The organism is Schaedlerella arabinosiphila (assembly GCF_003885045.1).
GTDB classification, from domain to species: Bacteria; Bacillota; Clostridia; order Lachnospirales; family Lachnospiraceae; genus Schaedlerella; species Schaedlerella arabinosiphila.
Genome location: NZ_RHJS01000002.1, coordinates 2,634,301 through 2,657,172 on the forward strand (window position 1 = coordinate 2,634,301; position 22,872 = coordinate 2,657,172).

Here is a 22,872-nt window from a genome sequence, read left to right on the forward strand (position 1 = left end):
TCTTCTTTCAGATTTCTGATATTGTATAAATAAATTTCCCAGATGGAGAGGGTTCGATATTTTGTTCATAGAAAAATTCTACATTACAATCTTCTCCCATAACAAGTTGTATACACTTTTCAATTTCTACAATATCTTCCTTATTTTTTTCTACATCTCTACTCACTATATGTATCTCTATTCTATTAAAACTTTTCTGAACTACTTGAAATTTTTTAATCCATTCCTTTCCATAGAATAGATGTGTAAAATACTCTCCATCCACTTTCTTTCCAGATGCAGTTTTGAATATATTGACAGTTCTTCCTGTCACATTCTTCAAAGTCGTAGTATGTCTTTTACATGAACAGTTTATATTTTCTCCAAGAGTCCCCATATCCCCAATCTGATATCTAATGATTGGCATTGCACGATCTAATAAATTTGTAACGATAATTTGGCCCTCTTCTCCCTTTTCAGTCTGTTCATAATTATCATCTAATATTTCTACATAATTGGAGAACATATTTATATGTAAGGTTCCCTCTTCTTTGCAGCCAATAGCAATCCCTCCTACTTCCCTTGAACCATATTGGTTGCAAACAGGACAGTGAAAAACTTTTTCAATATACTCTTTCCAATCACTATATAAAGTTCCTGCGCTTACGATTATTCCTGTTGGTGAAAAAATGTTTATTCGATTTCGTTCAATATATTGAGCTATTTCATAAATAGACTGTACATATGCTCGGATAACCTTTGGTTTCCATGTATTAATAATCTCGACACATTTTTTGAAATCGTTTTCATCCATTGAAAATGAGTTAATCATCCTGTATCTCAGGGCATATTTGCCCACAAGTGCTTTTATTCCTTGGCTGCCTTGTATTATATCTCTTTCTGAGCCCCATATTATTAAATACTTATCTCCTAAATCATATCCTGCATATGTCATAAAATATGCTGAATCGTCGAATTGTAAGCGTCTCTTGTCCTGTCGAAAGGCTACCGGCTCACCCGTAGACCCCCCCGATGTGTTGATATAGTAAGGAGTCTGTTCGTCACTATATAGCAGGCTGCCCTTTGTTCGAATAATATCCTTTGTGAGAATAGGAAATTGTATTATATCTTGTTCTACAGTTTCTTCGCTCAGATGAATATCCTTGGCTAATTCTTTATAAAACGGAACATGATTCAATGCGTACAAAAGTGTTTCATACAATAAATGATTTCTTTCCTTGATATTATGATCATAGTTTTTGAATGTTTTTTTTATCCTATCTTCATATATATTTTTATACGACAGTCCCCTCCCTTGTATCATTCTAACTATAGGAATTGTTCCATATTTGCATATTCCCTTAATTATGTCCATATTTTTCACCACCACACATATTAATACCTTTGGCATAGTTAATATTTCTGTATTCACTATGTTCTGTTTATAATCAGTATCTATATAACTGTCCCTAGATTTTCATGTCCTTGCCTTCTTTGTATATCTCACGGGCATACATTAAATAATCATCCACGATTTTATCTTCGGAGTATATTTCGGTAATCTTTCTTGCTTCCTGCATTATTTTCATTCTCATCTCCTTGTTATTTATTAATTCTAAAATCCGATCCGCCATAATTACATCATTACTAACTGGAACGAGATATCCGTTATATCCGTCCTGAATCAAATCAGAAGGTCCAAATCTGCAATCTGTTGCCACACAAGCTAATCCTCCCGCCATGGCTTCTATGAGTGCATTAGGCATCCCTTCTGCCTTACTGGAGAAAACAAAGATATCGTACTTATTTAATTCTTCTGAAATATTGGTCACAAATCCTTCAAATATAATATTGTCTTTTACATTCAGCATTTCTGCCAATGTGATCAGCGCAGTTTTCCTCGGCCCTTCTCCATAGATATGTAGTTTTACTTCTGGCTTATTACGCAAAATCCTAGCCATAGCTTTAATGACTGTCTCAAAATCTTTATCCTCATGCAATCTCCCTACCGAACATATATCCATCTGATCTATGTTTGCTTCATGTATGCCACAATTATCAGGTGCGATATTCCCTATGACTACACTTTTTCGTTTTAACCATTCCGGATAACAATCTCTGGCTCCTTTTGTTTGAAACACAAAACCGTCGCACATACGTAAAAAAGGATTAACAATCGCCCTATAATGCCACGGAATATTTCCAGGATTTGTTCTCTGAGAACCAATGATTTTGCAGCTATGTCCCAATCCAATATTTGCTATGATAGCGAATGGCAAGGTAGTTATTATATAGCAGAATACCACATCCGGATGATTGTTTTTAATATACTTTCGAATCGCCAAAATCTGAACTAGTTTCCGAACCTGTTTGCCCTTAATATCTCCATAACAAAAATCATGAATGCTAACCCTTTCATCAATATCGTAGGATATATTTGTACTATCAAATAGGAGTAGGATATCAACGCTCACTCCCTTATTAACAAAAGCGTTTGATAATCTTGATACCATCCTCTCTGCGCCACCGCCTCTTAAACTGAAGATAACAAATGCAATTTTCATACCAGCACTCTTTCCCCTTCTGTCTCTTGCAGCAAGAAGACAATCTTTGTTTTCTACTTGACCGCAATATCAAAAATGACATTGTGGCAATGTTCTTCCTAGATGCCCATTGTACATCCATGTCGTTTACAGCTTCTCCCTGTACCAGTCAATAGCCGCCTTTATTCCTCTTTCAAATGACCATTCCGGATCGTATCCAAGCATTTCCTTTGCTTTTGATATATCTGCATTAGAATGCTTAATATCCCCCGCCCGATCTGGTCCAAAGTTCGGTTCAAGGTGTTTGCTTTCTTTGTCCTTGATTCCCAATGCATCTACTAACCCGTAATAGATGTCCAGTAAATATTCTCTGCCCCCATATGCAATGTTATAGGCTTCGCCTGCAGCTTTATGTTCCGCAAGACATGCCTTCAAATTTGCCTCAATCACATTCTCTATATATGTGAAGTCCCGGCTCTGCTTACCATCTCCATTTATGGTTGGAGTTTCTCCGTTTATAAGCTGCTTGATAAACTTTGGAATAACTGCAGCATATGCTCCATCGGGGTCTTGCCGACGTCCAAATACATTAAAATACCGCAATCCATATGTATCTAATCCATAGTGTTTTGTGTATTGCTTTGCCCATTCTTCATCGGTCCGTTTACTTACTGCATAAGGAGACAGCAGATTCCCCTCTCGTCCCTCTCTCTTGGGGAGGTTCGGCTCATCGCCGTAAACACTGGAGCTTGACGCATAAACAAATTTCTTCACACCATTTTGTCTTGACGCCTCCAGCATATTCAATGTTCCTGTAATATTATTGGCGCAATAAAAAAGCGGCATTTCAATCGATCTCGGCACCGATCCCCATGCTGCTTGATTTAATACATAATTCACACCTCTGCACGCATCCATGCATGTTTGAAAGTCTTTGATGTCGCCTTTCATAAATTCATAATTCGGATTATCGAAAAATAAATCTACATTCTCCTGCTTTCCTGTGGACAGGTCATCCAGACATCTGACCTTATATCCAAGATTGAGAACAGCTTCACAAAGGTTAGAACCAATGAATCCTGCTCCTCCGGTTACAAGGAAAAGGCTATTGTCAGGAAATTTCAGATTACTATAACTCATTTTATAATCTCCAATACTCATATCCAGTAGTTTCGTACTCTTTACGGTTTAAAACACCCTTAATATCAAGCAGAACTTTCTTTCCTCTGCCAAACAGCTTATCGATACTGTCCATTTGCAAATTCTCAAATTCTTTGTGGGCTACTGCAAGGATAACTGCATCCATATCTTTGATACAACTGATCTCTGTAAATTCCACGCCATAAAGCTTCTTTGCCTCTTCCGCATCAGCTTCAGGGTCTGCAATCACCGGATCAATACCGTATTCTTTCAGTTCATGAACAATATCAATGATCTTCGTATTTCTTGTATCCGGGCAATTTTCTTTGAATGTAAAACCTAAAATTGCAATTTTAGCATTTCTCACAGCCTTATCGACCTTAATCAGGTTCTTCACACAATTTTCGGCTACATATTTCCCCATATCATCATTAATACGGCGGCCAGAAAGGATAATCTGACTGTGATAACCGAGTTCTTCTGCTTTATAGGTTAAATAATATGGATCAACACCGATACAATGGCCGCCGACAAGTCCCGGATAGAAGTTTAAAAAATTCCATTTAGTACCTGCAGCGTTAAGTACTGCCTGCGTATCAATCCCCATTTTATTAAATATTATGGATAATTCATTCATGAAAGCTATATTGATATCACGCTGGGAGTTTTCTATAACCTTGGCTGCTTCTGCGACCTTGATGCTCTCTGCCCTGTGTACGCCTGCTTCAACAACGAGCTCATATACTTTTGCAACCGTATCCAGCGTTTCTTCATCCATACCAGACACAATCTTTTTTATTGTTTCAAGCCTATGTATCCTGTCGCCAGGATTGATACGCTCCGGGCTATATCCAATTTTAAAATCCACACCACATTTTAGACCTGATTCCTTTTCCAAAATCGGCACGCATACTTCTTCCGTAACACCTGGATAAACTGTACTTTCAAATACAACCACAGATCCTTTTACGAGATTCCTCCCAAGAATAGACGATGCTCCTTTTACTGGGGAGAGATCCGGTGTGTGATCCTCGTTGACCGGTGTCGGAACCGCTACAATATGGAATTTTGCCTCACGAAGCTCCGATTCATTTGATGTGAAATGGACCGTCGTATTTTGTATCGCCTCATCTCCAACTTCTTTTGTGGGATCAACACCACTTTTATATAAATCAATCTTTGCCGTATTTAAGTCAAAACCAATAACCTCTATTTTCTTTGCAAAAGCAACTGCTATAGGCATTCCAACATATCCGAGTCCAATTAATGACAGCTTTTCTTCACGATTTACAATTTTTTCATACAATCCCATACCCTTATGCTCCTTTAGTTTTGTCAAAATATATTTGCTGCTTTTGACATCAAATTTTATAATATGTACAGCTTTTCTTGATTTCGGTCATATATTTATCAATTACAATTTTACGGTCAAATTCTTGAACCATCTTCTTCCGACCTGCTCTCCCCATCTCCACTTTTTCTTCCTGTGATAATGATAAAAATTTCTCCACCGCTCTTATCAAGCTGTCTGTATTCTTTGGTTCAAAAGGTATTCCCGTTATATCCGGTTCAAAAGTTTCAATGCAGCCATGCACATTCGTAGCGATTACAGGTCTTCCTGTAGATGCAGCTTCCAGCAGAACATTACTCATCCCCTCATGATATGACGCATGAATCATCGCATGACTGTCAGCCACAAAGGAATGTATATCTTTCTGGAATCCCAGATACTCTATTATTCCTTTCTTCTGCAGCCCTTTTACCTTATTCTCATATTCCTCATCAAAATCACCGATAAGGCGGAAGACAACCTTCGGATGCCTTTCCTTTATCTCACTCGCTGCATTCAGCAGCTCATCAATTCCTTTGTCCCTCATAATTCGGCCTATTGTAGTGAATACAATTTTTTTATCACTTTCCGGATACGGTTCATAGCCATGCTGATCTGTATTTACTCCGGAACCTGGAAGTATATCTATCTTAGTGTTATTTACAGCCTTGTGTCTGAACATATATTTGAAATTCTCTTCATTTTGGAAAAAAATCCTTTGTGCTTTCCTCAATCCCATTCTATAAAGCAGCAGTGTTAATACCTGCAATGCTCCTCCATTCTGAATTGATGTTCCCAACCCGGTTATATTGGCTATATATGGTATCCCCATCATTCCACATAAGCAGCCTCCATATATATTAGGTTTTATCGTATATGTCAGAACCACATCCGGCCTGATTTTTCTAATTAACCACCGATAATAATTCAGCAATATTAAATCATGAATCGGATTCGTTCCTCTGCGCTCCATATATTTATTATGGATAACCACTATACCGATATTTTTCAGTTCCTGTGTAAATTCATCTTTCGGAACTGATACATATACCTTGTACTTCTCTGCCATCATGGCTTCGAGTAATTCCTTCCGGAATTTATAAAGTCCAAGCTGGTGATTTGTCAAAATAAGTATCTTCATACGTCATCAATGCCTAACTGCTTTTCCTTGCTGGAATTCCTATGTATGTCCCCGGTTCTATTATATCTTTAACCACTACTGCTCCTGCTCCGATCATGCAGCCGCTGCAGATTTTAATGTTATTATTTACAGATACCCCTGCCCCAATCCAACTTCCCTCTCCAACGAACACACCTCCGCACAGGTGAGAACCTACAGCAACATGGCTATATGGACCCACAATACAATCATGATCTATGGAACTGGATGTATTGACTATGGTTCCTTCACCGACAGACGTACCCGGATTGATGACTGCTCCTGCCATTATTACTGTACCGGCACCAATCTCCACATCCCTGCTCACAATTGCTTCCGGATGAACTAATGTAGCAATATTCCCCCCGGAAGATTTTATCCGTTCCTGTATCCTCTGACGAACTTTACAGTTGCCTATACTAATAAAAAAATCAGTAGTACTATCTACAAACTTCCTGAAATCATCTTCCACTCCAATAACTCTATGTCCGCCGCATCCCGTCAGTTCTTTATTGTCGTCCAAAAATAATATAGTATCATACCTCGTCAGTTCCGCAATCTCAGCACACACTTTACCATGTCCAGAGGCTCCAACAAAAAAGATTCTCATTCCGTCCTCCCATTTTTGTACAATATCACATCTGCTATTTTATTGTGTTTCTATTATTCATTCGTGATTCCCCATAAACAGTTCCATTGTCGCTGATGTTTTCGAGTTGATTCCTGTTCTGCAGAATACAACTGCAATTGTCTTCAATATGATTCTGAAATCCCTAAAAAATGTAATCTTCTCTATGTACTTTACATCCTCCTCTAGTTTCTCATTCCAGGATAAATTATTCCGTCCCGATATCTGTGCCAAACCGGTAAGTCCCGGCCGGACATCATGACGAGTTTTCTGTCGCTCATCATATCTTGGCAAATATTCTACGAGTAATGGTCTGGGACCTACGATTGCCATATCGCCCTTTATTATATTTATTAATTCAGGAAGTTCATCCAAGGACGTACTTCTGAGCACTTTTCCAAAACTCGTCAGTCTTTTTTCATCTGGGAGCAGCTCGCCATCCTCTCCCCTCTGGTCAGTCATCGTACGATATTTAAAAATGGTAAAAATTTTTCCATTCAATCCTGGACGCGGCTGCCTGAATAGTAACGGACTTCCAAGTTTAACCCTTACCATTACAGCCACAATCGCCATAACAGGGCTGAGCAGTATGAATGCCAGTAATGCCAATATTAAATCAAGAGGTCTTTTGATGGCTGCTTCATATATTCCATAAGGAATATGAGTGGATGTTTTTCTTGCTTTTTCCTGTTTTTTATCTGTAGTTCTATATACCGCGGCACGTATGAATACTCCAATAATTGCAGAAATAACAATAATTACTCTTTTTTTCATAGATTCCTCCAGATAAACCTCCAAAATTCCTTTAGAAAAACAGTTTCTTCCTATTTAAAACACCTATGTACAATCTCAATCACCACATCCTGTTCCCCCGCCGTCATCTTATTATCACTGGGCAGGCACAGTCCTCTCTCGAATATATCCGCCCCCACATCCCCATTCACAGCCACAAATGGATTCATCCGGTAAATCGGCTGAAGATGCATCGGCTTCCAGATCGGCCGTCCTTCAGCGTTATACTTGGCCAGTGTTTCCAGAATTTCCGTCGGGCAGCTCTTTCCGGGCTCGCTTACGTAGAGCACGTCCTTCTCGCTGCGCACCTGGCGGCACATTGCCTCTGAATCAATCAACAGGCAGCTCAGCCAGAAGTTGGGCTCCATGCTGTCCGGCTGGTAGGGATTCATCGTAACAGGCAGCCCCTTCAAGCCTTCTTTATAGCGCATATAGATTGCCTTCTTCTGAGCAATATGCTCTTCCAGGTGCAGCAGCTGCCCCCGGCCGATGCCGCCAATGATATTGCTCATGCGGTAATTGTATCCAAGCTCTTCGTGCTGATACCAGGGAGCGTTTTCACGGCTTTGTGTAGACCACTTGCGGACCTTGTCAGCCGCCGCTTTGTCATCCGTCAGCAGCATTCCTCCGCTGGAGGCTGTGACGATTTTGTTTCCGTTCAGGCTGATCACATTGTAGTCTCCAAAAGTACCGGTCTGAATATGTTTGTAGGTCGCTCCCAGGGATTCGGCCGCATCCTCGATCAATATTGCATGATGCTTTCTGCAGATCTGTGAGATCTGATCCAGCTTGGCCGGGGTGCCGTAGAGGTTTGCGATAATCACGGCCCTCACATCCGGATATAAATCAAACGCTCTTTCCAGGGCGTCCGGATCCATATTCCAGGTATCACGCTCGGAATCAATGAATATCTGCTCGCCTTTTTCGTAGGCTACAGGATTGACTGTTGCGTCAAATGTCATGTCTGAGCAGAATACTCTGTCTCCCGGTCGGATTCCGGCCAGTTTGACCGCCATATGCAGGGCCGCCGTTCCGCTGGAAAGGGCCACCGCATATTGGCAGCCCACTCTCCTGCAGATCTCCTTTTCCAGTTGGTTCAAATTTTCTCCCACTGTGGAAACCCAGTTTGTATCAAAAGCCTCCTGAACGAATTTCTGTTCATCCCCGTGCATTGTGGGTGAAGACAGCCACAATTTTCTTGTAAATGGTTTGATCTCCTTGTACTCCATAGTTTCCATAATCTGCACAATTCCTTATTTATTATTCTATAGTTAATTTATATTTAAAAAATATCATGCCAAATTCATCATGACATACAATAGAGTATTTTCAGAAAAGCAGCAGACACAGGATCTGTATCTCCTCTGAAATATGCTATAGGAATCATGATAGAATTTGGCATGATCTTTCAATTGAATTTAAAATTTCTTAAAATATCCGCCTGCACATCTGTAAAATTTGTACGGCTGCTCTCCTTCGTTTTCTGAAGCAGCCGTATTTTACCGATGAATGAGCAGGTCTTCAATCTGGCAGGATGTATCTCTTCCTGACCCAGATCATGTTTTTGATACAATCTCCAGCCCCACCTGTATCCTCTGTATTCTGCCGAACATCGGAAGTTCCAGATATGCTTTTCGCTTATGCCGGTCGATTTTTTTTATATACCCCTCTTTTCCGGTAAGGGGACCTGACATGACGATCACTTTGGAATTTTCTATAATTCCTTCCGAGATCGGAACTACCTGGTCTTCTCCTCCGAAACTTGTGAGAAATTCAACCTCTTCCTCCGTAAGCGGGACTACGTCATCACCGATTCCAAGGAGTTTTGTAAGGCCCGACACTTGTTTCAGGTTCATAAACAGACGTTCCCATTCTTCAGAATCCAGAAATACATATCCGGGAAACAGGATTTTTTTCAGAGTCCTCCACTCCCCCTTCAAATGTTTTCTTTCTTCATAATATGGGATAAAACAATCCTTTAGGATATTCGTCGAAATATTCTTTTCACACTGCAGCCGGATATTATCCTCCGAACCTGTACGCACCTGTATGACGTACCACATATATAAACTCCTTAAAATTTATTTTTACGAGTATGGTTGCCCCCCCCCTGTGAAAATGGAACAAAGGAGTTTCGTCTGCGAAACTCGCGCCTGCGACGGTCACATTGCGACATCTGCCTTGTATGCCGGAGCGGGGCTGCAACAACAGTCATTTTCCTTATACGCGCAGTGCGCATCCCCAGGAGGATTTTTGTTCTATAGGAAAATTCGGAAATTTTCTTATAGAATAAAAAAATGCGTGCTTCGCCATTCCGTCTTTCTATAGGCGGACTGACACACGCAATATCACAACTGAAACTCCCAAACGCGGCGAAGCGACGATTTGGAAGCTTTAGAATTTTTCTTTTATATACTCACTTATTATAAAATACTCTATCCAATTAGATTTGTCAAGATATTTCAGAATTTGGCATTTCTGGTTATAATCCATTACCAGTCCCCTCCCAGCCATAGAACATACAGACACCGGCTTCCGTCCTCCTGCCGCGAAGCCGCCCAACAGAGTCCGAAAGCCGTCATGATACCTTTTACTTCGTAAGCGTTACCGCATATCCCGACAAAATTTCTGCATACAGCGCCAATTCCGGCTCCCTTACCGCAACCTCAATCCCGCATCCTCCGGAGCTGCCGAATACATTTTCTCCAAATGAGAGGGCGCTGCACTCCCGGAGATCCAGCCTGTATATAGATGTCCCGTCAAATGCTCTGTCCGCAATCCTTGTCACATATGAAGGAACAGAATAAATGTCCATCCATGCGGGCGGAAATGCCAGCAGAACCGACATCGTGCTGTCGAACAGAACTCCGCTGTCACTGACGCAGCCGGAGTTTCCGCTTTCTACGTCAATCCATTCCAGAGACACCAGGTCAGCGAGGGCTCCTTCCTCAATCGTAACTGCGCCTGCAGGAATATATAATTCCAGGATTCCTGCACCGCACCCGGAAAATGCGCCTCTTCGGATTCCGGTGCACTCTGCCGGAAGTGTCAGACATCCATCCGGAATCTCGGCATATTCAGGAAGAAATCCGTAGAGCATTCCCATTTCATCCAGTAAGAAGCAGGAAACCGAAGGCTGCTCCTCCTTATCTCCTTCCCCGGTATCCGGTACTGAAGGGTCTGCTGCCGTCCCGCCTCCGGACGGATTTTCAGGCACTGACGGCTCTACAATCCCTCCTGCGATTGGTCCCTCCGGCTCCGCCGGATCTACAACTGTTCCATCTCCAGAAGGATTCCCCGGGACTGACGGTTCTACTACCGTTCCCCCTTCCGATGGAATATCCGGCACTGTCGGTTCCATTACTGTTCCGTCTCCTGACGGATTCCCTGGCACTGAAGGCTCTACTGCTGTTCCCCCTCCTGACGGGTTTTCCGGTACTGTCGGTTCCATTACTGTTCCGTCTCCTGACGGATTCCCTGGCACTGAAGGCTCTACTACCGTTCCCCCTCCTGATGGATTCTCCGGCACTGTCGGTTCCACTGTCGCTCCCCCTCCTACAGAATTCCCCGGCACTGTCGGCTCTACCAGTGGTCCGTCTCCGGAAGTTTTCCCTGGCACTGAAGGCTCCGCTGCCGCTCCTCCTCCTACAGAGTTCCCTGGCACTGTCGGCTCTACCAAGGTTCCATCTCCCGAAGGACTCCCTGGCACTGACGGTTCCACTGCCGCTCCCCCTCCTACAGAGTTCCCTGGCACTGTCGGTTCTACCAGGGTTCCGTCTCCAGACGGTTTCCCTGGAACAACCGGTTCCACTGCCGCTCCCCCTCCTACAGAGTTCCCTGGCACTGTCGGCTCTACCAGGGTTCCGCCTCCAGAAGGATTCCCCGGTATCACCGGCTCCGCCGCATTGCCGATGCCTGACGGATTTCCCGGTACAACCGGCTCCGCCAATGTACCGCTATCCGAAGGATTTCCAGGCTCACCCGGTTTCCACACGTACTGATTCCCATATGACCTGTCCTTTATACCCGGCTCCTGCTCCACAATATCAGGTATCGCCGGAGGGCAGGTTCCCGCATCCCACACGTTTCCCTCTGATACATCCGGGAGAACCAGCGTCTGTTCCGGCACTGCCCTTTCTGTAAGGCACAGCTTCGGCGCGGAGCGCTCCTCCAAAAGCAGCTTTTTCAAGATCAGATATTCTCCATCCCCCGCGGCTCCGTTACTGCCGTCCGGATTCCATGCATGAATCTTGCTGCCGACGATATCCACATTTCTGAACTGCTCCTCTCCCATACGGTTCTCCGGCATGCTTGAAAACACCTGGCTTATAAGCAAAGCAACTCCAAGCAGAATTACCAGAATCCCTTCTGCCGCCTGCTTCGTAAGCAGCCATCCGGCTCCGCCGGATTCTGTCCTGATTGTCTCTTCCATCAATAGGTCACCTGTCCTTTCTCATAATCAAAAACCGACACTTTCCACTAACATTTCCATTGTACACCCAAAAAAAGGAATGCCGCAATTCAATGCAACATTCCTTTGCAACTTTTTCTGTTACAACTCACAGCCTGACCGGCCGTAAATTGTAATACATCCATCCCATTGCACAATTGCCTGACGGCAAGGTGCCGTAGATGCCTGTAGCCGTTGTTTTTTCTCATTTTCCAACCGCCTGCGCCCTCCGTTTGGGCTCTGCCTTTTTCACATCGTCAATCATATACACCTGACGGTGCGTATTCTCCGGCTGTCCCGGCTGGTTTTGATCTGTTTTGGACTCTGCGTTTCCCTGGTTTACGTCCATATCCGCAATTCCCCGGTTCAGGAACGCGTCGGGGAGATTGGAGCTGGTATCCTGGAAATCCTTTTTCCACTCGGACTGGATCTTTTTGTCCCGGATGATATCTGCCTTGCGCAGGTTGTACGTGGGCACTAGCTTCTTCACGATCTTCTTCATATGGTCTGTCTCCGCATAGGCGGACTGATACAATTCCTCCAGATCCTTCAAAAACTCCTCTTCGTTCATTTCAATCGGACGTCCGATATGAATCCGTTCATTTTCCGTACTGCGCAGTCCTTCCTCTTCCATGAGCAGCTCTTCGTACAGCTTCTCACCCGGACGGAGTCCGGTATACTTAATCTCAATATCCACACCCGCTTCAAAACCAGACAGTTGGATCAGGTTCTTTGCCAGATCCGCGATCTTCACAGGCTGTCCCATGTCCAGCACAAAGATCTCGCCGCCGTCCGCGCTGGCGCCTGCCTGGAGCACCAGAGATACCGCCTCGGGAATCGTCATAAAGTAACGGACAATATCCGGGTGGGTCACGGTGACAGGACCGCCTGCCGCAATCTGCTTTTTAAAGAGCGGAATGACGCTCCCGTTGCTCCCAAGCACATTTCCAAAGCGAACCGCCACATATTCCGTGTCGGAGCGGTTGTTGAACACCTGAATGATCATTTCACAGATCCGTTTGGAGGCTCCCATAATATTGGTGGGATTGACCGCTTTGTCCGTAGAGATCAGCACGAACTTCTTGGCGCCGTATTTATCCGCAGCCAGTGCAACCTTGTATGTACCGAATACATTGTTTTTGATCGCTTCGTTGGGGCTGTCCTCCATCAGAGGCACATGCTTATGCGCCGCCGCATGATATACGATATCCGGCCTGTAGCGTGAAAACACGCTGTTGACCTTGCGTCCGTTGCGCACGGAGCCGATCAGCACCACCAGATCCAGATACGGGTATTTCCGCTTCAATTCCTGCTGGATATCGTATGCATTGTTTTCATAAATGTCAAATATAATCAACTGTCTCGGACCGTTCGCCGCAATCTGCCGGCAGAGCTCGCTTCCGATGCTTCCGCCGCCTCCGGTCACCAGCACCACTTTGTCCGATACATAGCGTCCGATCTTTTTCGTCATGACCCGGATGGGCTCCCGGCCCAGCAGATCCTCAATCTCTACATTGCGCAGCTTGGATACACTCACCTCGCCCTTCACAAGCTGGTATACCCCCGGCAGGATCTTAAACTCACAGTTGGGCACATTCTGGCAGATCGACAGGATCTTACGCTGCTCCTTTTTGCTTGCGCTTGGAATGGCCATAATGATCTCGTTGATCGCGTATTTCTGGGCGTAGTCCAGGATTCGATCCCGGCCGCCCACGACCCGGATACCATGGATATAGGTGCCGTGCTTTCTTGTATCGTCATCAATGATACAGCAGATATTGGCGTCAAGCTCCTTGCTCATCTCCAGTTCCCGCATGACTACATTGCATGCCTCCCCGGCGCCGATGATCATGGTATTGCGCATATGGCTCCCGTGAACCTGCCCCCGGTACAAAAGCTTGATCAGCCGGTAGGAAAACCGGGTTGCACAGGTCAGCAAAAACAGGGCGGTTCCGTACAGCAGGAAATAGCTCCTGAAAATTTTCTTATATGTGAAAAAGTAATACAGCGCGTTGAATGTCGTGGAAGCCAGACACCCTTCCAGTATATACACCAGCTCCTTCATGCTTGCAAACCGCCACAGGCTGGAATAGAGACGCACCCCCGCGAAGATCAGCACGGTAACCACCGTATTAAGCGGGATCATGTCCACCACAGAATTCATATACGGAAAATCCACATTGGCCAGATCATTGAACCTGAGCCAGAGCGCAAGATAGGAACTCAGATTAATACATGCAATATCCAGCGCTACGAAGAACAGCTTGGACATAAGAGAAAACATCTGCTTCTCCTTCACTCCATCTACTATACGCTTCATACCTATATCCTCCCTTATGCCTTTTTAAAAATGACCCATTTACTGAACAGATAGTTCACGATGATCACAAAGATCCCTGCAATGATCTTGATGATCGAATCGGAATACCCCATCATGTCCACCAAAACAAGAAGCATGAGCGTCTCTGCCGCGCCGGAAAAAACACGCGCCGCCACAAACTGCCAGATTTCTTTTAGAAGTGTCCTCCTGCTCCAATCCAGGGAAGCGAACACAAACACCTTATTTACCAGATAGGCAAATATCACCGAAAAAATCCATGCTATGACATTACTTACAAGATAATGGATCGAAAATATTTTCGTACAGGCAAAATATATCGCATAGTTTACTACGGTTGTCAGAACACCGCAGATGATATACACGATCGGTTCTTTATACTGCATCAGCAGCCGCTGCATAAGCTTTTTCATTCTGATCACCCAATCTCCCGGACTTTCTGGAGAGCCGCCTCCACGACCTTGTCCATATCATAATACTGGTAATTGCCCAGCCGTCCTCCGAAGATCACATTCCCTTCTGCCTCTGCAAGCTTTTTATATTCCTCGTACAGCCTGCTGTTTTTCGCGTCATTGACCGGATAGTAGGGCTCCATCCCCACCTTCCACTCCGAGGAATATTCTCTGGAGATGACCGTCTTCTCCTGGGTTCCAAATTCAAAGTGCTTATGTTCAATGATTCTCGTAAAGGGAACTTCCTTTTCCGTATAGTTTACCACCGCGTTGCCCTGATAGTTATCACAGTCCAGCACCTCTGTCTCAAACCGTACGGAACGATACTGCAGTGCTCCCAGCCGGTAGCCGAAATATTCGTCGATCATTCCCGTAAAGATGATCTTCTTTGCAATGTCCGGGTGCTCCTTCTTATACGCGAAATAATCCGTATTCGTCCGAACCTCGATCCCCTCCAGCATCCGCTCCACAACAGCCGTATATCCGCCGATGGGAATCCCCTGATAACGGTCATTGAAGTAGTTATTGTCATAGGTGAACCGAACCGGCAGGCGCCGGATGATAAAGGCCGGAAGGTCCCTGCAGTCCCTTCCCCACTGCTTTTCCGTATATCCTTTCACCAGCTTTTCAAAGACGTCCCTGCCCACCAGGGAAAGGCACTGCTCCTCCAGGTTTCCTGGCTCTCCGATGCCTGCCTCCTGAACCTGCTTCGCGATCATATCCCGGGCCTCCTTCGGCGTGCGGATTCCCCACATCCTGCTGAAGGTATTCATATTGAAAGGCAGGTTGTACAGCTCATCTTTGTACACCGCCACCGGCGAATTGATATAATGGTTGAACTCCGCAAACTGGTTCATATAGTCCCAGACCTGCCTGTTGGATGTATGGAAAATATGCGCGCCGTATTTGTGCACATGGATTCCCTCCATATCCTCACAGTAAATATTTCCTGCGATGTGGTTCCGCCGGTCGATGACCAGGCAGCTTTTTCCCCTTTTATGCAGTTCATGTGCCATAACCGCACCATACAGCCCTGCCCCTACGATCAGATAATCATATTTCATAGCTTATCTCCATATTTTGTAAAATTAAGATGCATCCATACATCCTTTGCCCAATATATTGTATTCCTTAAACTCCATTTTAACCTTTATGCAATACTTTTGTCAATATTTGTTCACACTTTAACAAAACTTGCTATCTTTATCTGACTGGAAATAGTAACAGCTTTATTCGATTTCCATAGAAATTCCTGTCAAAAATTGCGAGCTTCCGTCTTCCAGAATCGCATATACATCAATCCGGTAATTCTCCTTCCTGTAACCAAAGCTGGCAATATTGATATCCATCGTATAATCCCCTTCCGGATTTTGCGCAGCCTGCATCCACTGGAGGTCTTCCTGACCCGGCAATGTCCATACGGCAACATTCATCCCCATAATTTTTTGATCCACATTTTTGATATCCGTAATCACCAGCGGCAGGATTCCGGCGGCAGCATCAAATTCCCGCAATAAGAGCCTTGCTTCTGGAAGCTCCGTATTAATATAAGAAGTAAGGTCTTCCATAAATTTGGATTTTCTATTTAGCTCTGCCGCCATCCTCTCACGCTGGTAGCGCTCTGACAATGTCAATTCACCGGAAAACAGATTTGTGCCCAGGCCAAGCCTGTTTCCCTCAATCTGAGCTCCTAAGCTGGCCAGCGTAGTCGGAAAGTGGTCAAACGTGGTATAGTCCCTGTACAGCTCCGGCTTTTCCGGCTGTACGGCAGAGTTGATGAAAGCCGTATACACCTTCCGCGTATAGTCCAGCGGCACCTCATTGCAGAAATCGCTGTCCATCGTAGGATGGTCTCCTGCAATCACAATGGTCGTATTCTCATAAAAGTCCTGTCTCTGAACCCATTCGATGAACTCGGAGACTTTCCTGCTGGAACATGCAACCACATTGGCATACTGGTCGTCTCCATACTGGTTTTCGCAGTCTACACAGACATAGCCGTCTTCCTTGTGGGTGTCCACCGTAAGGATTGTCAGGTTGAAGGGCTCCTCCTGCCGCGACAGGGTGCGCAGTTCCCTCTTGGCAAATTCAAACAGCCGTTTATCTTCATATCCCCACCATACCCGGTATCCTTCCGGAATCAAGCCCTCCTCGGCCGCATAATTATAATCATGAATTGTAAAATCTCCATGACCTGAAAACAGCAGCCTGCGCCCTCCAAAAGTTGCGTCCGATCCGATCAGCAGCGTCTGTGAGTACCCTTCCCTCTGCAGGATATCCCCCAACGCATTGGTTCCGTAAAAGAAAGAATCCTGCGTGTTCATCTCATTATTTTCCAGTGGAATCGACAGCGGAAGTCCCGCCGACTGGGCAAACATAGCCGCAACGGTCCAGGTCGTCTGGGGCATGGAATATCCCCCGTTGAGTACCGTCTCCGAACCGGAAAAATCTTCATTCTCCTGTGCAATCTTCGTCAGCTCCGGAATGTAGCTGATTTCAAAAGCGCCTCCGTTCTCCACATCTGCATAGGTAATTTCCATGGATTCCAGGAAAATATAGATCAGGTTTCTCTTTTTCCCCGGAAAACGGATCATCACATCATCCGCGTTTACATAATTATCATCAATAAATGTTGAATACGTACTCTTGTTCTCCGAATAATTCGCAATATCCAGCCGAACCCATGTCATATTCACGTAATAGCCTGCAAGCGCAATGGAACACACCAGGATTCCCGCCATGACAGTGTGATAGATCCATTTCCTCTTGCGCAGGACAATGATCAGAATGAAAATAAGCAGCAGCGTCAAAACCGCCGCAGGAACACAATACTCCACATATTCCAGGATGATCTCTTTACTGGTCCCTTCCATGGGAGAATTTAGAAGATACACCACTTCATCCATGGTCAGATAGCTCCATGTCTCAAACATCCATCTGACGCTGTTGCTCAAAAGGACTGAGGCAACGCCCAGCACAATGACAATCAATGCCTCTAAAAAATATAAAATACCCTTGATCGTTTTAACAAACACACTCTTCGTATTCATCTTTTCTCTCAATTTCTACCTATTTGTATTTTTTGTAAACATACAGAACAGCAGACGGATCTGCGGTCTTGGGATTTCATTCTCATACATACTACTCCACTGTCACAGATTTTGCCAGATTCCTCGGCTTATCCACATCGCAGCCTTTGCCTACAGATATATAATACCCAAATAACTGCAAGGGTATAATCGCAAGGGAATTGGTAAAATATGGATTTGTTTCCGGGATGTAGATCACATAGTCTGCCGCCCGTTTGACCTCCCCGTTGCCTTCATTGGTCACGGCCAGCACAAACGCGCCCCTTGTCCTGACCTCCACCATGTTGCTGATCATCTTCTGATACAGCTTTTCCTGCGTCAGGACGGCCGCCACCAAAGTTCCCTCCTCAATCAGGGATATTGTTCCGTGCTTTAGCTCTCCCGCCGCATAAGCTTCAGAATGGATATAGGAAATCTCTTTGAGCTTTAAGGAGCCTTCCAGAGAAATGGCGTAGTCGATTCCCCGGCCGATGAAAAAGACGTCCCGCGCCGCCAAATACCGTGTGGCAAACTTCTGAATACGGTTTTTGTTGTTCAAAAGCATCTCCACCTGCTCCGGAATCCGCTTCAAGTCTTCAATGTATCCTTCCAGCTCTTGGTCAGTGACGGTCCCCCGTACCTTTGCAAACTTCATGGCAAGCAGGTACAGTGCGATCAACTGGCAGGAATACGCCTTCGTCGTGGCCACCGCAATCTCCGGGCCTGCCCATGTATACATCACATTGTCCGCTTCCCTGGCAATGGAGCTTCCTACTACATTCACGATCCCAAGCACTTTTGCCCCCCTGCTCCTGGAATCCCGCAGCGCAGCAAGGGAATCTGCCGTTTCCCCGGACTGGCTGATGATGATCATCAGAGTGCCTTCCTCGATGAGCGGATCGCGGTACCTGTATTCCGAAGCCAGATCCACCTCCACCGGAATCCGGGCCATTCCTTCCAGGACATATTTTCCCGTGACCCCTGCATGGTACGCAGACCCACAGGCTACGATCATCATCTTTTTCACGCTGAGTATATCCTCATCCGACATCCCCAGTTCCTCAATCACAATCTCTTTCCCTTTCAGCCGCGGAGAGAATGTATCCGTGATCGCCTTGGGCTGCTCATACATTTCTTTCAGCATAAAATGCTCGCAGCCGCCCTTTTCCGCCGCATCCACATCCCAGTCGATGTGAGTGGATTCCTTTTCAATGGATTCCTCGTCCACATTGAAAAACTCCATGGAGTCCTGTTTCATACGGACGATCTCTTCATTTTCAATGAAATATACATCCCTGGTATACTTCAATACCGCAGGCACATCCGACGCGATGATGCATCCGTCCTTTGTGTGCCCGACGATCAGCGGGCTGTCCTTGCGGACCGCATAGAGCTCCTTTGGATGATCTTTGAACATAATCCCAAGGGCATAAGACCCCTCCATACGATGCATGATCTTGATAATCGCCTGAAGGGGATTGCCCTGATAATAGTGATCCAGAAGATGGGCGATCACTTCCGTGTCCGTATCCGACACAAACTCATATCCCTTCGCCGTCAGCTTCTTTTTCAGCTTCAGATAATTTTCGATAATTCCGTTATGTACTACGACAATGCTTTGATCCGCGTTAAAATGCGGATGTGCATTCACATCCGAAGGCTCCCCGTGTGTTGCCCAGCGGGTATGGCCGATTCCCATATGCCCCGGAAATATCTCCCCGTCATGGGTCAATTCACTGAGTACTTTTAGCCTGCCCTTGGACTTTTTCATCTGGATCCTCTCACCGTCATATACTGCAATCCCGGCTGAATCATATCCCCGGTATTCCAGCTTTCCCAGGCCATCCAATAAGATCGGGGCTGCCGGCCTTTCCCCCACATATCCAACTATTCCGCACATAAAATTCTCCTTTTACCAAAAAAATCCCGGACAGCAAAGCAAGCTTTGCTGTCCCGGTATACATCATTGTCTATCAGATATCTATAAAGTCAACATCTTCATAGGAATCTTTTTTTTCAGAGAAGTCCTTTTTTCCCGGAGTATATTCTTTGATGTCATCGTCATCCTCATAATCGTCATCATAATACTCGTCGTCATCATCAAACCCGTCATCATAATGATCGTCAGAATCTGAAAATTCATCGTCAAAGTCGGAATCATCAAAGTCATCTTCCAGATAGTCGTCATCGTCATCATCGTCGTCATCATCATATCCTACAAACTGCTGACGGGATTTCTTTTTCACGTTTGGTTTGTTCTCACCCTCGTCCCCCATATACATGTCCTCCAGCTCCGCATTGCGCCGTCCAAGCTTGACGGACAAAATCAGGATGATGATAAACAGGATCACTACGATCACCGCAACCGCAGCCGCAAGAATCAGCAGGTTATCGGTAATGATCTTCTCCACCTTGCCCAGAGCTGAATCATCCTCTTCCTCTTCCGGCTCAACGGCAGTATCGGTCTGAGCCATATATCTCTGATAGGTTCCGTCTACGGAATCATACTGGTAAAACCCTTCCACACCTGTGCTGCTCAGGGCATAGATCAGATAGAACTCCATGGAATCCATATTCTGCCATGCCGGATAGCTCATATCACGCAGGGACAGCGACGTCTCCACAAATTGCTCCGGAAGTGTGCTGCCGTCTCCCGACGACAGGATAAAAATGTAAAAGTTCTCCGACACATCTACCCGTTCTGCCCGCATGAATGTACTGTCACTTTCATTGTACAGTACCATGATCGGATCTGATTCCCCGGAAATCATAAACAAAAATACCTTTCCGGAGCTGTCCTGCCGTACCGCGGAATGCTCCGCCCCCGCATACTGTACGGTACTTCTGGTAAATCCGGCCGGAATCAGCGCATCCGTAAAGTTCTCATAGATATTGTAATACACGCCGCCGATGTCAATACTCTCCTGTCCCAGAACACGCTCCGTCGGTTCCGCTGAACCTGCGGTGCCGTCTCCGGGTTCGATGGTCACGGCCGCCTCCCCTGCTGACAGATTAAGCGTCTCGTCCGAAAACAGATACGCCGTAGACTCTGTCACCTGGATTGCCGCCGTTCCCTCTGCCAGTCCTTTGAATGACAGTTCAAACGCCAGCTCTGTCTCCGTCCCTGTACCGGACCCCGACAGCGTAACCGTCCCTTCGCCGCCCTGTGCATTGGTCCCGCTTACAAATTCCAGCATGGCCGGATCATAGGACAACGTCACATTGGCATCGCCGATGGGCTGGCCGCCGGCATCTATCCTGACAGTAACTGGAATCTCTGCCCCTACGCTTCCCGTAGGGTCTGAAAGCATCAGTGTTCCGTCCGCAGCATACCCGGTAAGCGCCGGGCACAGCATCATACTGCATACTGCGGCAATCATCACGATCCATCTGGTCACTCGTTTCTTCATATTTTATAACCTCTTCTCCTGTATTTGTCGGTACACCTTCTGCTGCACCGTCCAGTCACTAGTAATACGAATCCTGATACTCCCCGCCGGTGTCCGTATAGCCTCCTCCGCCGGAATTGGTATCGTCTGTACCGTAGCCCGGATCATAGCTTCCACCACCGGGATCATACTCGCCGCCTCCATAACCGGAATTGTCGGTATCGCCGTAACCGCTTCCGTCACCGGAACCCGTACTGTCTCCGTAGCTGCTTCCGCCGGAACCCGCACCGTCTCCATAGCCGCTTCCTCCGGAACCTGTACCGTCCCCATAACCGCTGTCGCCGCTGCCGTAATCTCCGCTGTAGGAACTGCCGTCCGAGCCGCCGTAGGTACTGGTATAGCCTCCGTCGTCATACGTTCCCGTTCCTACCACGCCGGTCAAAAATGAGATCTCATCGCTGATATCACATACTTTTTGGGAAGGCGTATATCCGTTCTCGCCGAACAGGAATTTGTGAAGTTCTATTACATTCTCTTTCAGATTGGCCGGAATGACGGAATCGCCTACATCCGGATATACCATAGTATCCAGATTAAACGGGAAACCTTCCGACTTGCCGATCTGGTACTTCTTCACATCCTTTGCATAGGCAAGGATCTCCGGAAGCGTAAAGTTCGTCCGAACCTTCGGCAGCACCCGGTCGATGATATTATTCAATGTACCCAGGCTTGCTGCCTGTGCTTTCTCCGCAATCTTGGAGATCACAAGCCTCTGCCGCTCGGCACGACGGAAATCGTCTCCTTCCGTATACCGGATGCGGGCATATGCCGTGGCCTGGACGCCTGTCAGATGCTGGTATCCCGGTTCTTTCAACCCCCAGGTATCTACTCCTGTATTCTTAATGATCTCAACCGAATAGTTGTTCAGGTAAGGGATCTCCTCCTCCGTGACCTCAAGATCAATCCCGCCCAGGGCGTCGATCACATCAACCATGGCCGCAAAATCCACCGTAATATAACGGTCAATGTCCATATCCAGATTCCGGTTCAGCATGGCAACCGCTTCCTCTTCCTCCCCGAAGGAATAGGCGGCGTTCGCCTTATTGTAAGTCCCATTGTCCATCTGCAGGAAGGTATCTCTGAATATGGAGGACATGGTCACCTCTTTTGTCTCCCGGTTCAGGCTGGCGATGATGATCGTATCACTCCTGCTTCCCATCTCTTCCTCATTGGCACGGGTATCCAGGCCGAACAGCGCCACATTGAGATATCCCGTTTCATCGTATTCATAACCGTCGTTAATGCTGAGCTTATCCGGATCCAATTCCTGAAAGTCCAGCTTCTGCAGCTTTGCATATACAACCGCAATGGCCGCGAAAACAATCAGAAGAAGGAATACACACAGGCCGATCGCAATCTTCCCTAATAAGGACATACCGCCCTTCTTCTTTCTCTTCACCCTGGCAGGCCCCTTTCCGGAAGGCGGATGCTTACCTGCACCCCTGCTCCTTTTTCCATTGCCGCCGGATGAAGCCCTTACCGACTGTCTCTGTGTCCTGCCCATCGTAGCGGTTCTTGGTGCTTTATTTGCCATATTATATCCT

17 protein-coding genes are annotated in these 22,872 nt (G+C 45.9%); all 17 read right to left on the bottom strand.

Going from position 1 to position 22,872, the window contains the following annotated elements:
* Nucleotides 1–7: 7 nt before the first annotated feature.
* Complete coding sequence (locus tag EBB54_RS12865) at nt 8–1,390, bottom strand: phenylacetate--CoA ligase family protein (protein WP_148099357.1); 1,383 nt, start codon at nt 1,388–1,390, stop codon at nt 8–10.
* 58 nt (nt 1,391–1,448) lie between these two features.
* Nucleotides 1,449–2,543, bottom strand: a complete 1,095-nt coding sequence (locus EBB54_RS12870) for a glycosyltransferase (protein ID WP_004081145.1) — start codon at nt 2,541–2,543, stop codon at nt 1,449–1,451.
* A gap of 126 nt (nt 2,544–2,669) precedes the next feature.
* Nucleotides 2,670–3,662: an SDR family oxidoreductase gene (locus EBB54_RS12875; RefSeq protein ID WP_125127699.1), complete on the bottom strand. Its 993-nt coding sequence runs from the start codon at nt 3,660–3,662 to the stop codon at nt 2,670–2,672.
* A 1-nt stretch (nt 3,663) separates the two neighbouring features.
* The gene (locus EBB54_RS12880; protein ID WP_004081149.1) at nt 3,664–4,974 is read right to left on the bottom strand and encodes a nucleotide sugar dehydrogenase; all 1,311 of its coding nucleotides are present in this window, start codon (nt 4,972–4,974) and stop codon (nt 3,664–3,666) included.
* Between the two features lie 49 nt (nt 4,975–5,023).
* Nucleotides 5,024–6,133, bottom strand: coding sequence for a glycosyltransferase family 4 protein (locus EBB54_RS12885; protein WP_125127700.1), 1,110 nt, complete (start codon nt 6,131–6,133; stop codon nt 5,024–5,026).
* A 13-nt stretch (nt 6,134–6,146) separates the two neighbouring features.
* Entirely contained in the window at nt 6,147–6,761 is a 615-nt protein-coding gene (locus EBB54_RS12890) for an acetyltransferase (RefSeq protein ID WP_125127701.1), read from the bottom strand.
* Nucleotides 6,762–6,818: 57 nt separating this feature from the next.
* A complete protein-coding gene (locus EBB54_RS12895) occupies nt 6,819–7,553 on the bottom strand; it encodes a sugar transferase (RefSeq protein ID WP_279229965.1) in 735 nt (244 codons plus the stop codon).
* A 50-nt stretch (nt 7,554–7,603) separates the two neighbouring features.
* Nucleotides 7,604–8,809 (bottom strand): DegT/DnrJ/EryC1/StrS family aminotransferase, encoded by a 1,206-nt coding sequence (locus EBB54_RS12900; protein WP_193554357.1) that lies wholly within the window; start codon nt 8,807–8,809, stop codon nt 7,604–7,606.
* 318 nt (nt 8,810–9,127) lie between these two features.
* Entirely contained in the window at nt 9,128–9,634 is a 507-nt protein-coding gene (gene loaP, locus EBB54_RS12905; protein WP_004081171.1) for an antiterminator LoaP, read from the bottom strand.
* A gap of 527 nt (nt 9,635–10,161) precedes the next feature.
* On the bottom strand, nt 10,162–12,003 hold the full coding sequence (locus EBB54_RS12910; protein ID WP_125127702.1) for a hypothetical protein: 1,842 nt from the start codon (nt 12,001–12,003) through the stop codon (nt 10,162–10,164).
* Nucleotides 12,004–12,226: 223 nt separating this feature from the next.
* The gene (locus EBB54_RS12915; protein ID WP_125127703.1) at nt 12,227–14,341 is read right to left on the bottom strand and encodes a polysaccharide biosynthesis protein; all 2,115 of its coding nucleotides are present in this window, start codon (nt 14,339–14,341) and stop codon (nt 12,227–12,229) included.
* 14 nt (nt 14,342–14,355) lie between these two features.
* Entirely contained in the window at nt 14,356–14,772 is a 417-nt protein-coding gene (locus EBB54_RS12920) for a GtrA family protein (protein ID WP_004081177.1), read from the bottom strand.
* A 5-nt stretch (nt 14,773–14,777) separates the two neighbouring features.
* Nucleotides 14,778–15,875: a UDP-galactopyranose mutase gene (glf, locus tag EBB54_RS12925; RefSeq protein WP_125127704.1), complete on the bottom strand. Its 1,098-nt coding sequence runs from the start codon at nt 15,873–15,875 to the stop codon at nt 14,778–14,780.
* Nucleotides 15,876–16,040: 165 nt separating this feature from the next.
* The gene (locus tag EBB54_RS12930) at nt 16,041–17,861 is read right to left on the bottom strand and encodes a sulfatase-like hydrolase/transferase (RefSeq protein WP_170178092.1); all 1,821 of its coding nucleotides are present in this window, start codon (nt 17,859–17,861) and stop codon (nt 16,041–16,043) included.
* Nucleotides 17,862–17,952: 91 nt separating this feature from the next.
* Nucleotides 17,953–19,779 carry a glutamine--fructose-6-phosphate transaminase (isomerizing) gene (gene glmS, locus EBB54_RS12935; protein ID WP_125127706.1) on the bottom strand — a complete coding sequence of 609 codons (1,827 nt, stop codon included), beginning with the start codon at nt 19,777–19,779 and terminating at the stop codon, nt 17,953–17,955.
* A gap of 73 nt (nt 19,780–19,852) precedes the next feature.
* The gene (locus EBB54_RS12940; RefSeq protein ID WP_125127707.1) at nt 19,853–21,289 is read right to left on the bottom strand and encodes a cohesin domain-containing protein; all 1,437 of its coding nucleotides are present in this window, start codon (nt 21,287–21,289) and stop codon (nt 19,853–19,855) included.
* Nucleotides 21,290–21,347: 58 nt separating this feature from the next.
* Nucleotides 21,348–22,862: an LCP family protein gene (locus EBB54_RS12945; RefSeq protein WP_125127708.1), complete on the bottom strand. Its 1,515-nt coding sequence runs from the start codon at nt 22,860–22,862 to the stop codon at nt 21,348–21,350.
* Nucleotides 22,863–22,872: the final 10 nt, after the last annotated feature.